Annotated in this window: 11 protein-coding genes; 5 read left to right on the forward strand and 6 right to left on the reverse strand. The window is 69.9% G+C overall.

The features are described from left to right. Nucleotides 1-150 precede the first annotated feature (150 nt). A complete protein-coding gene (locus ACQP09_RS10280) occupies nucleotides 151-1,065 on the forward strand; it encodes a sugar phosphate isomerase/epimerase family protein (protein WP_433397783.1) in 915 nt (304 codons plus the stop codon). Nucleotides 1,066-1,073: 8 nt separating this feature from the next. Here the strand turns inward: ACQP09_RS10280 and ACQP09_RS10285 are convergent, their stop codons facing one another. Both ACQP09_RS10285 and ACQP09_RS10290 read right to left on the reverse strand, forming a co-directional pair. Next, on the reverse strand, nucleotides 1,074-1,598 hold the full coding sequence (locus ACQP09_RS10285) for a DinB family protein (RefSeq protein WP_433397785.1): 525 nt from the start codon (nucleotides 1,596-1,598) through the stop codon (nucleotides 1,074-1,076). A 101-nt stretch (nucleotides 1,599-1,699) separates the two neighbouring features. Beyond that, nucleotides 1,700-2,269 (reverse strand): hypothetical protein, encoded by a 570-nt coding sequence (locus ACQP09_RS10290; protein ID WP_433397787.1) that lies wholly within the window; start codon nucleotides 2,267-2,269, stop codon nucleotides 1,700-1,702. Nucleotides 2,270-2,502: 233 nt separating this feature from the next. Between ACQP09_RS10290 and ACQP09_RS10295 the strand changes: the two genes are divergently transcribed. Next, nucleotides 2,503-2,694: a helix-turn-helix transcriptional regulator gene (locus ACQP09_RS10295; protein WP_010064909.1), complete on the forward strand. Its 192-nt coding sequence runs from the start codon at nucleotides 2,503-2,505 to the stop codon at nucleotides 2,692-2,694. A 36-nt stretch (nucleotides 2,695-2,730) separates the two neighbouring features. On the opposite strand, the gene ACQP09_RS10300 is transcribed toward ACQP09_RS10295, so the two are convergent. Together ACQP09_RS10300 and ACQP09_RS10305 are read right to left on the reverse strand one after the other, a co-directional pair. Further along, complete coding sequence (locus ACQP09_RS10300) at nucleotides 2,731-3,486, reverse strand: class I SAM-dependent methyltransferase (protein ID WP_433406540.1); 756 nt, start codon at nucleotides 3,484-3,486, stop codon at nucleotides 2,731-2,733. A gap of 252 nt (nucleotides 3,487-3,738) precedes the next feature. Then, nucleotides 3,739-6,111 (reverse strand): MMPL family transporter, encoded by a 2,373-nt coding sequence (locus tag ACQP09_RS10305; protein WP_433397789.1) that lies wholly within the window; start codon nucleotides 6,109-6,111, stop codon nucleotides 3,739-3,741. Between the two features lie 157 nt (nucleotides 6,112-6,268). Here ACQP09_RS10305 and ACQP09_RS10310 point away from each other — a divergent pair, with 157 nt between their 5' ends. The 3 genes from ACQP09_RS10310 to ACQP09_RS10320 all read left to right on the forward strand — a co-directional run bounded on the left by ACQP09_RS10310 (nucleotide 6,269) and on the right by ACQP09_RS10320 (nucleotide 10,085). After that, the gene (locus tag ACQP09_RS10310) at nucleotides 6,269-7,024 is read left to right on the forward strand and encodes a TetR family transcriptional regulator (protein WP_433397791.1); all 756 of its coding nucleotides are present in this window, start codon (nucleotides 6,269-6,271) and stop codon (nucleotides 7,022-7,024) included. 156 nt (nucleotides 7,025-7,180) lie between these two features. Then, entirely contained in the window at nucleotides 7,181-7,504 is a 324-nt protein-coding gene (locus ACQP09_RS10315; protein WP_433397793.1) for a heavy-metal-associated domain-containing protein, read from the forward strand. Nucleotides 7,505-7,598: 94 nt separating this feature from the next. Then, on the forward strand, nucleotides 7,599-10,085 hold the full coding sequence (locus ACQP09_RS10320) for a heavy metal translocating P-type ATPase (protein ID WP_433397794.1): 2,487 nt from the start codon (nucleotides 7,599-7,601) through the stop codon (nucleotides 10,083-10,085). 561 nt (nucleotides 10,086-10,646) lie between these two features. On the opposite strand, the gene ACQP09_RS10325 is transcribed toward ACQP09_RS10320, so the two are convergent. Both ACQP09_RS10325 and recD2 read right to left on the reverse strand, forming a co-directional pair. Then, nucleotides 10,647-11,945, reverse strand: a complete 1,299-nt coding sequence (locus ACQP09_RS10325; RefSeq protein WP_109165615.1) for a citrate synthase — start codon at nucleotides 11,943-11,945, stop codon at nucleotides 10,647-10,649. A 214-nt stretch (nucleotides 11,946-12,159) separates the two neighbouring features. Next, nucleotides 12,160-14,385: an SF1B family DNA helicase RecD2 gene (gene recD2 / locus ACQP09_RS10330; RefSeq protein ID WP_433397796.1), complete on the reverse strand. Its 2,226-nt coding sequence runs from the start codon at nucleotides 14,383-14,385 to the stop codon at nucleotides 12,160-12,162. Between the last annotated feature and the right edge of the window lie 41 nt (nucleotides 14,386-14,426).

Raw genomic sequence — 14,426 nt, forward strand, 5'->3', positions numbered from 1 at the left:
GCGCATCCCTTCGGCCCACCGGCTCTGCCCCCGGTGGTCGGCTGATCCCAGGTCAGGTCTAGCCCTCTCCCCCGAACCCTGTCAACATTTTGTCCGGACATTCGGACGAACTCTTGACACCTGTCCGTACGGGCCGCGACGCTGGGCGATATGACCCCCTCCGCACCCTCTTCGGCCCGCATCCGTATCGGCTCGGCACCCGACTCATGGGGTGTGTGGTTCCCCGACGACCCGCGGCAGGTGCCTTGGCAGCGCTTCCTCGACGAGGTCGCCGAGGCCGGGTACGCGTGGATCGAGCTCGGTCCGTACGGCTATCTGCCCACCGATCCGGCCCGGCTGACGGACGAGACGCGCAGCCGTGGGCTGACCGTCTCCGCCGGCACCGTCTTCACCGGGTTGCACCACGGCCCCGACGTCTGGGACCGGACCTGGGCGCATGTCGCGGACATCGCCGAGCTGACCCGGGCCATGGGCGCCGAACACCTGGTCGTCATCCCCTCCTTCTGGCGCGACGACAGGACGGGCGAGGTGCTGGAGGACCGCACGCTCACGCCCGCGCAGTGGCGGGACCTGACGACCCAGACGGAACGGCTCGGCCGGGAGGTCCGGGAGCGCTACGGGCTCCGCATCGTCGTCCACCCGCACGCGGACACCCACATCGACGGCGAGGAGAACGTCAACCGCTTCCTCGACGCCACCGACCCCTCCTTGGTCTCGCTCTGCCTGGACACCGGGCACTACGCCTACTGCGGCGGCGACAGCGTCAAGCTCATCGAGACCTACGGGGAGCGCATCGGCTACCTCCACCTCAAGCAGGTCGACCCCGAGATCCTGGCCGCCGTGGTGGCGGACGAGGTCCCGTTCGGCCCGGCCGTGGCGCGCGGCGTGATGTGCGAACCGCCCGGTGGCGTGCCCGCCCTGGAGCCGGTCCTGGACGCGGCGCGCGCTCTGGACGTCGACCTGTTCGCGATCGTGGAGCAGGACATGTACCCGTGCGACCCGGACAAGCCGCTCCCGATCGCGCGCCGCACCCGCGAGTTCCTCCGCTCCTGCGGACGGCCCTGACCGCCGGGTCACACCCCCGTACGCCCGTCGATGCGCTCGCGGATCAGGTCGGCGTGCCCGCAGTGGCGCGCGTACTCGCCGATCATGTGCGTGTAGATCCAGCGGAGCGTCACCTCGCCGCCCATGAACGGGCTGGTGTCGTCGAGCGCCCGGCCCGCACAGTTCTCCCGAGCCCGCCGGATCTCGCGCTGCCACACCGCCACCGCGCTCTCGTACGTGGCGTCCTCGGCCAGCTCGAACCCCCCGTCATGGCCTTCGCCACCGCCACCGCTCTCGTCGGCCGGGGCGAACAGCCGCTCCACGTCCTCCTGCACGAGGACCCGCCGGAACCAGTTCCGCTCGACCGCCGCCGCGTGCTGGACCAGGCCGAGCAACGTCATCGCCGAGGGTGCCGCGGACGCCTCACGGAGTCGCTCCTCGGGCAACTCCGCGCACTTCTGGGCCAGAGTGGCGCGGTAGAAGTCGAGCCAGCTCTCCAACGAGGTGCGCTCGTCGGCGACCAGCGGGGGCATCGAACGCTCGGAAGTACTCATGGTCACCATCGTGGCATCCGGGTCTGACATCGCCCGGACGGTGAGGAGTGCGCCGCTGCCCTCGCCCTCACAGGTCTCACAGGCATCACCGGCCTCACAGGTCAGAGCGTCGACTGCTCCACCCTGCCGGTGAACCGGCCGCCCACGCGAGCGGCGAGCCAGTGGACGCGGGCGGTCTGGTCGCCGTCCCGGTTCCGGCAGTGCACATGGACGGTGTGGTCCCGCGACGGCTCGTTCTGGTAGAGGTCCCGGGAGTTCACCGTCCGGGTGAGGTAGGCGAACTTCTGCGAGATCGGCTCCAGTCCCGCTTCGGGAACCTCGAGCCATCCGCCCAGGTCCCACCGGACAGCCGCAGGTTCCGGACCCAGCGCGGCGATGAATGGCTCCGCGAGGTCCACCGGACGGCACCAGTCCATCACCTGGATCGGCAGACAGGCGGCCGGGTCGTCACCGGCGTCGGACGAGCCGTGCTCCGGGTCGGCCAACGCCCACCATTCCAGGCCCGGCAGTACGTCGCCCACCCGCGCCAGGACATCCGGCGACCCGATGACGGCGTCGAAGTCCACCTCGATCCGTTCGGTGTCGGCGACGGCCAGCAAGGTATGGACCGCGCGTATCGCTTCGCCCAGATCCGCGGTGGTGAGGACGGCAGCAGCAAGGGAGTTACTCACCTCGGCACCTTAGGGCAGCAGGCGTACGACTCGCCAAGGCGTTTACCGTTCGCCCCTTCCGTCACACCAGTAACTGTTTCGCCACACATATCTCCGTTACGCGGGTTTTCCGTCACAGGCGCTCAACAGCCCCACCCCGCCTGCCGTCCGTGGTCGTTCAACCGAGCGCAGGCTGCGTGATCACGAGGGCAGAACCGGTCCTCAGAACAGAGCAGCGCAGAGAGGTGTCACGGATGACGGACAGAACACTCTGGTCCTACAAGGACATTGCCGCGCACATCCAGGTCCAGCCGGACACCGTCCGCTCCTACCGCAAACACGGCCTCCTTCCCCCGCCCGACCAGGTCAAGAACGGAAAGCCCTACTGGTACGGCGACACCGTCCGCGCCTGGGTCGCCTCCCGCCCCCGCAACCGCGGCCGCTGAACCCGGTCCCGACCCCGCCCTCGCCCCCGCCCTGCCTCACTGCCGGGCTTCCCTCCTGAACAGCGCCGTCCAGAGAAAGGACTCACCGAAGACCGGGGACCCGGGCGCCTCGTCGCGCATGCGGCGCAGCTCGATCTCCGTCAGGTCCGGTACCGAGAAGATGCCGCGCAACTCCTCGGCGGTGTAGGCGAGTCCGCCGCCCAGGCTCCCCTGCCGGTAGAGCTCCTCGTCCGGCAGCTCGGAGCCCATGCCGCCCTCTCCAGCCGCGAAGCAGGTGAGCGCGAAATGGCCTCCGGGGGCGAGGCAGCGGTCGAGGAGCGCGAGGTAGCTGATCCGCCGGTGGGGCGGCAGGTGGTGGAAGCACCCGGAGTCGTAGATCAGGTCGTACGGGCCCGCCGCCTCCGCCCCCTCCGCTGTCAGGACGAAGGCGTCACCGCAGTGGAACCGGGCCCCGGCTCCCGGCACTTCGGCGCGCTCCTCGGCCCAGGCGATCGCCGCCGGGGAGAGGTCGATCGCGGTGACGTCGAACCCGTGTGAGGCCAGCGCGTGCGCGTTGCGCCCGGGACCGCAGCCGAGTTCGAGCGCGCGGCCCGGAGTGACCAGTCCCCGGTCGATGTACGAGACGAGGCTCTCGTCGGGCTTCTCCGCGAAGAACGGCACCGGCTTCGCGCGGTCCTCGTAGAAGCCGTCCCACCACGAGGCGGCGTCGGAGGTCCAGCGGTGCGCTTCAGGTGCGAACAGGCCGTCCAGGAGCGTCAGTACGTCGTCCGCCGTGCGGATGTTCCGGTCCATCCGGTCCCCTTTCCTCATGCGCCAATTTTAGGGATCGACTGGAAGAAAGCCCAGGTCACAGCCGGTTCGGCGAACGCGCTGGGGGCTGCCGAGCAGGCTGCGGCGGGGTCGGTGACCACCGCCCCTCCGCTCCTGCCGCCAGGCCCTCCGTATGCCTGCCACGGCCCGTCGGAAGGCCTTGCGGGGCCGACCCGGGAGCCGTTTCCGAACGGATTCCGGGCCGGCCGCGCAAGGAGACGCCCCCTACGCCCCCTACGCCCCCGCGGTGACCTTCTCCCCGTCCCGGGTCCCCGCCTCGGGTATCTCTCCATCGGCCGTGGGCTCACCCGGGGCGCCCGGACCACCCGGCGCACCCTTCGTACCGGAGGGTGTGGCCGGGGCCGACTCTCCTTCGCTGAGGCCGAACCGCTGGTGGAAGGCGCGCAGCGGCCTGGGGGCCCACCAGGTGGCGTGGCCCGTCAGCTTCATCACGGCGGGGACCAGCAGGCTGCGGACCACCATGGCGTCCATCAGGACGGCGAGGGCGATCCCGAGCCCCAGCATCTTGGTGTTGGTGACCCGTGAGGTGCCGATGGCGACCATCACGACCGCGAGGATCACGGCGGCCGCGGTGATCAGGCCGCCGGTGCGGGACAGTCCGAAGGTGACCGAGCGTTCGTGGTCGCCGGTCCGGTCGTACTCCTCCTTGATACGGGAGAGCAGGAAGACCCCGTAGTCCATGGAGAGGCCGAAGGCCACGCAGAACATCAAAACGGGCAGGGTCGTCTCGATGTCCCCCGTACTGGTGAAGGCGAGGATCCCGGAGAGGTTCCCGTCCTGGAAGACCCAGACCACCGCGCCGAACATGGCCGTCAGGCTGAGGGCGTTGAGCACGACCGCCTGGATCGGGATGATCACGCTGCCGGTGAGCAGGAAGACCAGGAGCAGCGTCACCACGACGATGATGCCGATCGCCCAGGGCAGCCGGTCCGCCAGGGCGTCCTTGGAGTCGACGAGGACCGCCGCCGTGCCGGTCACCGAGGTGTCGAAGGAGCCGGCGGGCAGCGCGCGCAGGTCCCGTACGAGCTGCTGGGTGTCCTGACCGACCGCCTCACCGCCGGACAGCACGTTGAAGTACGCGGCCGAGTCCGATGTGAGCGGGCCCTCGACGCGCTGCACGCCCGGCACCTTCTCGATCCGGCCCTTGAGGGCCGCGTACGCGGCAGGCGTGCCCTCCTCCTCGACCAGCATCGACAGGCCGCCACCGGGACTGCCGGGGAAGCCCTCCCGGATGTGCTCCTGGACCACGCGGGACTCGGCTCCGACGGGGAGCTGGCGGTCGTCCGCCGTACCGAACTTGACGCCGAGGAAGGGCAGTCCGAGGAGGACGAGCCCCACCGTGGTGACGATGGCGAAGACCGGTGCCCGGCGCATCACCAGCTCGGCGAAGCGCGCCCATCCTCTGCCGGAGCCTTCAGCGGCGGCTTCCGTCCCCTTCCTGCGGCGCAGCAGGCGGCGCAGGTCGAGCGCGTTGACCCGGTGGCCCAGCAGCATGAACGCGGCGGGCAGCAGGATCAGTGCGGCGGCAGCGGCCAGCAGGACCACGGCGATCCCGGCGTAGGCGAAGGAGCGCAGGAAGTACTGCGGGAAGACGAGCATCGCCGACAGGGACACGGCGACCGTCAGCGCGGAGAAGAGCACCGTGCGTCCTGCCGTGCGCAGCGTGGTGCCGATGGCCGTCCGGGTGTCGGCTCCGGAGTCCAGCTCCTCGCGGAAGCGGCGGACGATGAACAGGGCGTAGTCGATGGCCAGTCCGAGGCCGAGGGCCGTGGTGAGGTTCATCGCGAAGACCGAGACGTCGGTGAACTCGGTCAGGCCGCGCAGCACGGCGTTGGTACCGAGGATGGCGACGATGCCGACGAGGAGCGGCAGCAGGGCGGCGACCGCACTGCCGAAGACCATGACCAGCAGGACGAGCGTCACCGGCAGAGCGATCAGCTCGGCCCGCAGCAGGTCCTCCTGGATGATCGTCTGCATCTCCTGCTGGACGGCGACGGGCCCGCCGACCGAGACCGTGACCGGGCCGCGCTCCCCGGCGAAGGCCGGGGCGATCCGTTCGAGCGTCTTGCCCGCCTCCGTCTCGTCGCCGCCTATCCGGGCCGCGATGAGCGCCTCGCGGCCGTCCTCGGCGCGCAGGGCCGGCGACGTGGTCTGCCAGTAGGAAGTGACCCCCGATATGCCCTGCTCGGCGGCGAGCCGCTCGGTGAGCCGTGCGGCCTCGGCGGCCACCGCCGGATCGTCGACGGTCGCGGTGCCGCTGTCCACCAGGAGAAGCAGGTTGGGCTGCGAGGCCGGGAACTCGCGCTCCAGCGCCTCGGTGGCGTACGACGACTCGGCGTCGGGAGCCTGCCAGCCGCCGCTCCCCATCCGGTCGGCGACCCCGCTTCCGGCGAAGACGGCGAGGGCGGTGATCACCAGGGCGGTCAGCAGAGCGAGCCGGGGCCTGGCGGTGACGAACCGGGTCCAGCCTCCGAGACGCTGCGGACCGGGCCCGACAGGCTGCGGACCGGGCGTACCCGCGGAAGCGGGCGTACCTGCGGGAGCAGCCGGTGCGGCCGTGCCGGGTGGACCGTTGACTTCGGACATGGTGCGGTGTCCCCTTCACCGAGACCCGGGCGGCGCAGGGCAGCATGGGTCAGTCATTGCCACTTACACTGGCAAACACGAGTAGTCGCTCGCGTTTCACAAGAATGCGAGCGAGCACTCGTGTTTGTCAAACGCATCACGAAAGCTGGGGATAGCCGTGCCGGAGGCCAGAGCCAAGAAGGGCGCCGCGGGGGACGGCGCAACCGGGAAACCCGCAGCCGAGGGGCCCGGCGGCAGCGCGGGGGCGGCGCGCCCACGCCGGCGCCAAGCCCGTGGCGAGGCGCGCATCGCGCAGCTGCTCGACGCCGCGGCCACCGTCTTCGGGGCCAACGGCTACACCGCGTCCAGCACCAACGCCATCGCCCGCGAGGCCGGCGTCTCACCGGGCACGCTGTACCAGTTCTTCCCGAACAAGGAGGCCATCGCCGTCGAGCTCGGCGACCAGCTGCTCCTCCGCTGGCGCGACACCTACGGAGCGGCCTTCACGCCGAGCCACATCGAGCTGCCGCTCGACCGGATGCTCGACGCCGTCCTCGACCCGCTGATCGCGTTCAACTGCGAGAACCCGGCGTTCTTCGTACTGATGCACGGTTCGGAGATCCCCGGCCGGATCACCGAGGCGCACGACACCCTGCACGTCACCATGTTGAGCCGGGTCGAGGAGGTCCTCGCCGGCTACCTGCCGGACACCCCCGCCGCCCAGCTCCACCGGGTCGCCGAGATGACCTTCATGGTGTTCAAGGCCGGGCTCGACCTGGTCCTGGCCAACGAAGGTGACGAGCGCGCGGCCTACATCCGCGAGCTGAAGACGGCCATGTACCGCTACCTGGACCCGCTCATCGGCGACGACGCACCCGACCTGACCCCGCAAGCCCGCCAGAGCCCCACCCCCGGGACCGGAGTCCGCGAGTAGACCGGAGTCCGCGAGCGGTGGCCCACGCCGGGCGCGCCCACATCTCCTTAATACCCCCTAGGGGTATAGTGTGGAGTAAGTGAGGCACCCCGGGCTCCCCTGTGTTCCCCCACGCCCCACGCGTACGCCGAACGTGTCCCCGAAGAGGAGAACGCCATGACCGCCGAGACCGAGCCCACCACCCAGTCCACCGGCTCCTGCTGCTCGCCCGCCGGCTCCTGCCACGGTGGCGGCGCCGCCGACGTGCAGATCGAGCCGACGGACTCGGTCACCACGGTGTACGAGGTGAAGGGCATGACCTGCGGCCACTGCGAAGGCGCCGTGTCGGAGGAGATCTCCGCGCTCGGCGGCGTGACGTCCGTCGAGGCCGTCGCCGCCACCGGCCGCGTCACCGTCTCCTCCAAGGCCCCGCTGGCCGAGGACGTCGTGCGCGCCGCCGTCGACGAGGCCGGTTACGAGCTCGTCGGCCGGGCCGCCTGAGCGCCCGTCGCACCACCCTCTCTCCGTCGGGCCGTATCCCACCAGCAGATACTGGTGGGGTACGGCCCGACCTGCGTCACCCAGGAGTTCGGACATGGCCAGCACAGCAGCAGCCGAGACCCCGGCCGCCCACGCCTCCGAGGCCGAGCTCATGATCGGCGGCATGACGTGCGCCTCGTGCGCCGCCCAGGTCGAGAAGAAGCTCAACCGGATGGACGGCGTCACCGCCATGGTGAACTACGCGACCGAGAAGGCCCGTGTCACGTTCACGGAGGGCCTGGAACTGGCGGACCTCGTCACGACGGTCGAGAAGACCGGCTACACGGCCCGCCCCCTCGCACCCCCGAAGCGGGAACCCGAGCTGGAGCCTGAGCCGCAACCCGCGCCCGAGCGGGAACCCGGACCGCCCCCGGCCGACGCCCCGGCCGAAGCCGCCGGACCAGCCGGAACCGCCGGAACCGCCAGAACCTCCGAAGCCGCCGGAACAACCGGAACCACCGGAACCACCGACGCCGCCGGAACCGCCGAAGCAGAGGCAGAGGCAGAGGCAGAGGCAGAGGCAGAGGCAGAGGCAGAGGCAGTGGCAAAGGCAGAAACCGAACAAGCCGCCTCCCTCGCCGCGCTGAGGCAGCGGCTCACCGTCTCCGCCGTCCTCAGCATCCCCGTCGTCCTGCTCGCCATGGTCCCGGCGCTCCAGTTCGACTCCTGGCAGTGGCTCTCCCTGACCCTCGCCGCGCCCGTCGTCGTCTGGGGCGGCCTGCCGTTCCACCGCGCCACCTGGACCAACCTCCGGCACGGCGCGGCCACCATGGACACGCTCGTCTCGATGGGCACGCTGGCCGCCTTCGGCTGGTCGCTGTGGGCCCTGTTCCTCGGCGACGCGGGGATGCCGGGCATGCGGCACGGGTTCGACCTCACCGTCTCGCGCGCCGACGCGAGCTCCACGATCTACCTGGAGGTCGCGGCCGGGGTCATCACCTTCATCCTGCTCGGCCGCTACCTGGAGGCGCGCGCGAAGCGGAGGTCCGGGGCCGCGCTGCGGGCGCTGATGCACCTGGGCGCCAAGGACGTCACCGTACTCCGAGGCGGTACGGAGGTACGCGTCCCGGCCGACCGGCTCGCCGTCGGTGACCGCTTCGTCGTACGGCCAGGAGAGAAGATCGCCACCGACGGCACGGTGGTCGAAGGCAGCTCGACCGTGGACGCCTCGATGCTGACCGGAGAGTCGCTGCCGATGGACGTCGGTACGGGCGGCTCCGTCACCGGCGCGACGATCAACGCCGGCGGCCGCCTCGTCGTCGAAGCCACCCGCATCGGCGCCGACACCCAACTCGCCCGCATGGCCCGCCTCGTCGAGGACGCCCAGAACGGCAAGGCAGCAGCCCAACGCCTCGCCGACCGCATCTCCGCCGTCTTCGTCCCCGTAGTCATCGCACTCGCGCTCGGCACCCTCGGCTTCTGGCTCGGCAGCGGCGCCGGTCCCACCGCCGCCTTCACCGCGGCCGTCGCCGTCCTGATCATCGCCTGCCCCTGCGCCCTCGGCCTCGCCACCCCCACCGCCCTCATGGTCGGCACAGGCCGCGGCGCCCAGCTCGGCATCCTCATCAAGGGCCCCGAAGTCCTCGAAACCACCCGCCGCATCGACACCATCGTCCTCGACAAGACCGGCACCGTCACGACCGGCAGGATGACCCTCCTGGCCGTCCACACCGCCGACGGGACCGACGAGAACGACCTCCTGCGCCTGGCCGGAGCCCTGGAGCACTCCTCCGAGCACCCGATCGCGCAAGCCGTGGCAGCAGGCGCAGCCGACCGCCTGAACGGAACCGCCCTCCCCACCCCCGAGGACTTCACCAATCTCCCCGGACTCGGCGTCCAGGGCACCGTCGAAGGCCGCACCGTCCTCGTCGGCCGGCCCCGCCTCCTCGCCGATGCGGGCATCGCGCTCCCTCCGGAGCTGACCGCCGCCCTGGCGGAGGCCGGGGAGATGGGGCGTACAGCGGTGGCCGTCGCCTGGGACGGGAGGGCCCGGGGCGTGTTCGGGGTGGCCGACGCCGTCAAGGACGGCAGCGCGGCCGCTGTGGCCGAGCTGCGGGCCCTGGGGCTGCGGCCCGTCCTCCTGACCGGCGACAACCGCGCGGTGGCCGAGGCCGTGGCCCGAGAGGTGGGCATCGACGAGGTCCACGCCGAGGTGCTCCCCGAGGAGAAGGTGGAGGTCGTCAAGGGCCTTCAGGCGGAGGGCCGGAGCGTCGCGATGGCCGGCGACGGGGTCAACGACGCGGCGGCTCTGGCCACGGCAGATCTGGGGCTGGCGATGGGTACCGGGACGGATGCGGCGATCGAGGCGAGCGACCTCACGTTGGTACGTGGAGATCTCAAGGTGACAGCTGACGCAATCCGCCTTTCCAGGCGTACTCTTTCCACCATCAGGGGCAACCTCGTCTGGGCCTTCGGGTACAACGTCGCGGCACTGCCCCTGGCTGCAAGTGGCCTGCTCAACCCTATGATCGCGGGAGCCGCCATGGCGTTTTCGTCCGTGTTCGTCGTCACGAACAGCCTCCGGTTGCGTGCCTTCACGTAACTTCCACAAAGAGATTTAGATCACACCGGATTCAGGGTAACCATCCGATGGGTTCATGAGTCTTAGAGTGCGATGCCAAGGATGTCTTGGGGGACGTCCGATGGAGTGTCTTGGGGGACGCTCCTGTGGCAAGCGTTGAGCCGGGGCACGTGCACCGGGGAGCTTTGAGCGGCCCTCCCGTGCGTACGTACCCCGGCAGACCGCGCACAGCACAACAACGGGAGCTTCGGCTCCCTTCAGACGCCCGGCCGGATCCCGTGGGGGGAATCCGCTCCGGGATATGGGAAGCGCCCTGACCGTCGACCCGTGGGGGGATCGGCGGCAGGGCGTTTCTCGCTGTTCAGGCTGTTCAGGCCCCCGCTCCCGGCCTGGCACTCGAAGCCCGCACGGGCCCGGAACGCCGAATCGCCCCGGACACCGCGCTCTGTGCGAAGCGCGGTACGCGGGGCGAAGGCAGTCGGCCGAAGAGGCCGGGGTACTACAGGGTGGTACGAGGCCGGGTCAGCGGCCCTCGACCGGGGCGAGGTACGGTCAGCGGCCCTCGACCGGGACGAGATACGGTCAGCGACCCTCGACCGGGACGAAGTCGCGCAGGACCTCGCCGGTGTAGATCTGGCGCGGGCGGCCGATGCGCGAACCCGGCTCCTTGATCATCTCGTGCCACTGGGCGATCCAGCCCGGAAGGCGGCCGAGCGCGAAGAGCACGGTGAACATCTCGGTCGGGAAGCCCATGGCCCGGTAGATCAGACCGGTGTAGAAGTCCACGTTGGGGTAGAGGTTGCGCGAGACGAAGTAGTCGTCGGAGAGCGCGTGCTCCTCCAGCTTGAGCGCGATGTCGAGCAGCTCGTCGGACTTGCCGAGCGCGGACAGCACGTCGTGCGCGGCAGCCTTGATGATCTTGGCGCGCGGGTCGAACGACTTGTACACCCGGTGGCCGAAGCCCATCAGGCGGACGCCGTCCTCCTTGTTCTTCACCTTGCGGATGAAGGAGTCGACATCGCCGCCGTTGGCCTGGATGCCTTCCAGCATCTCCAGCACCGACTGGTTGGCGCCGCCGTGCAGGGGGCCCCAGAGCGCCGAGATGCCGGCGGAGATCGAGGCGAACATGTTCGCCTGCGAGGAGCCGACCAGACGGACGGTGGAGGTCGAACAGTTCTGCTCGTGGTCCGCGTGCAGGATGAGCAGCTTGTCCAGGGCCGAGACGACGACCGGGTCCAGCTCGTACTCCTGGGCGGGGACCGAGAAGGTCATGCGCAGGAAGTTCTCGACGTACCCGAGGTCGTTGCGCGGGTAGACGAAGGGGTGCCCGATCGACTTCTTGTACGCGTACGCCGCGATCGTCGGCAGCTTCGCCAGCAGGCGGATCGTCGAGAGGTGGCGCTGCTCCTCGTCGAACGGGTTGTGGCTGTCCTGGTAGAACGTGGACAGCGCGCTGACCACCGAGGAGAGCATGGCCATCGGGTGGGCGTCGCGCGGGAAGCCGTCGAAGAACCGCTTGACGTCCTCGTGCAGCAGCGTGTGCTGGGTGATCTCGTTCTTGAAGGTCGCCAGCTCGTCGACCTTCGGGAGGTCGCCGTTGATCAGCGTGTACGCGACCTCGAGGAACGACGAGCGCTCGGCGAGCTGCTCGATCGGGTATCCGCGGTAGCGCAGAATGCCCTGCTCACCGTCGAGGTACGTGATGGCGGATTTATAGGCGGCGGTGTTGCCGTATCCGCTGTCCAGCGTCACCAGGCCGGTATTGGCCCGGAGCTTCCCGATGTCGAAGCCCTTGTCGCCGACGGTGCTGTCGATCACCGGGTAGGTGTACTCGTCATCGCCGTACCGCAGTACTACAGCGTTGTTGGTGTGCTCGCTCACGTCATCCCTCACCGACGTAGTGCCTCTTCTTCGAGGTGCCCTGACTGTCTCCACCCTCCCCCATTCGGCTCAGGAGAGTGCACTCGGGGTCGTCCATTGGACCTACTGGCGGCACTGAGTGCCGTCAACTTTCTCATCCTGCCCCCTTGACTGCGGTTCCGGAAGACCTCCGTGATGTTTCCCACCGATTTGATCGATCATTTTTGTGCGGGGGTCACGAGAAGTCTTCGCCCGAGCCGCCCCGGAGCCGGAAATCCAGTGCCGTACAGCGTCTGCCTGCGGAAACCGTACGGACTGCCTGGCCGATCGCCTTACGGGACCCGACCAGCACGACGAGCTTCTTGGCTCGCGTCACAGCCGTGTAGAGAAGGTTGCGCTGGAGCATCATCCAGGCGCTGTTGGTGACGGGGATGACGACGGCCGGATACTCGCTGCCCTGGGAGCGGTGGATGGTCATGGCGTACGCGTGGGCCAGCTCGTCCAGCTCGTCGAAGTCGTACCCGATCTCCTCGTCCTCGTCGGTGCGGACGGTGAGCCGCTGTTCGTCCAGGTCAAGGCCGGTGACGACGCCGACCGTGCCGTTGAAGACGCCGTTCTCGCCCTTGTCGTAGTTGTTGCGGATCTGGGTGACCTTGTCGCCGACGCGGAAGACGCGGCCGCCGAACCGCTTCTCGGGGAGGTCGGGACGGGCGGGGGTGATGGACTGCTGGAGCAGACCGTTCAGCTCGCCCGCGCCTGCCGGACCCCGGTGCATCGGCGCGAGAACCTGCACGTCACGACGGGGGTCGAGGCCGAACTTGGCCGGAATGCGACGGGCCGCCACATCCACCGCCAGCTTGCCCGCGTCCGCCGTCTCGTCCTCCACGAAGAGGAAGAAGTCGTTCAGCCCCTGGGTGAGCGGCGGCTGCCCGGCGTTGATCCGGTGGGCGTTGGTGACCACGCCCGACTGCTGGGCCTGGCGGAAGATCCTGGTCAGCCGAACGGCGGGGACGGGACTGCCCTCCGCGAGCAGGTCGCTCAGCACCTCCCCCGCCCCGACCGAGGGCAGCTGGTCGACATCGCCCACGAGGAGGAGGTGGGCACCGGGTGCCACCGCCTTCACGAGCTTGTTGGCGAGCAGCAGATCGAGCATCGAGGCCTCGTCGACGACGACCAGATCCGCGTCGAGCGGCCGGTCCCGGTCGTACGCCGCGTCCCCGCCCGGCTTCAGCTCCAGCAGCCGGTGCACGGTGGACGCCTCGGCCCCCGTCAGCTCGGCCAGCCGCTTGGCGGCCCGCCCCGTGGGCGCGGCCAGCACCACCTTCGCCCGCTTGGCCCGCGCCAGCTCGACGATGGACCGCACGGTGAAGGACTTCCCGCAGCCGGGCCCGCCGGTCAGGACGGCCACCTTCCGGCTGAGCGCGAGCCGTACGGCCTCCTCCTGCTCGGGCGCGAGCGAGGCCCCCGTACGCGTCGCGAGCCAGGCCAGCGCCTTGTCCCAGTCAACGTCCTGGAAGGCCGGCATCCGGTCTTCGTCCGTCCGCAGCAGCCGCCGCACCTGCCCGGCGAGGGACAGCTCCGCCCGGTGGAACGGCATGAGGTAGACAGCGGTGATCGGCTCACCCCCCTCCGGCGACGGCACCTTCTCCCGTACGACCCCCTCCGGATCGGCGGCCAGCTCGGCCAGGCACTCGATGACGAGGCCCGTGTCGACCTGGAGGAGCTTGACCCCGTCCGCGATGAGCCGCTCCTCGGGGAGGTAGCAGTGCCCCTGATCGGAGGACTGCGACAGGGCGTACTGCAGGCCCGCCTTGACCCGCTCGGGGCTGTCGTGCGGGATGCCGACCGCCTGGGCGATCTTGTCGGCGGTGAGGAACCCGATGCCCCAGACGTCGGCGGCGAGCCGGTAGGGCTGGTTCCGCACGACGGAGATCGAGGCGTCCTCGTACTTCTTGTAGATACGGACGGCGATGGAGGTCGAGACGCCGACGCCCTGGAGGAAGACCATGACCTCCTTGATCGCCTTCTGCTCCTCCCACGCGGCCGCGATCATCTTCGTGCGCTTGGGGCCGAGGCCGGGGACTTCGACGAGCCGCTTCGGTTCGTTCTCGATGATGTCGAGGGTGTCGACGCCGAAGTGGGTGGTGATCCGGTCGGCCATCACCGGACCGATGCCCTTGATCAGCCCGGAGCCGAGATAGCGGCGGATGCCCTGGATGGTGGCGGGCAGGACGGTGGTGTAGTTCTCGACGGTGAACTGCTTGCCGTACTGGGAGTGCGAGCCCCAACGGCCCTCCATCCGCAGCGACTCACCGACCTGCGCGCCGAGCAGCGCACCGACCACCGTGAGGAGATCCCCGGCCCCGCGCCCGGTGTCGACGCGGGCGACCGTGTACCCGTTCTCCTCGTTGGCGTACGTGATCCTCTCCAGGACCCCTTCGACAACGGCCGTGTTGGACATGACCCGACGCTACCGTCCGCCACTGACAGTGCGGTTCGCGC

The organism is Streptomyces sp. CA-146814, assembly GCF_050942385.1.
Lineage (GTDB): Bacteria > Actinomycetota > Actinomycetes > Streptomycetales > Streptomycetaceae > Streptomyces.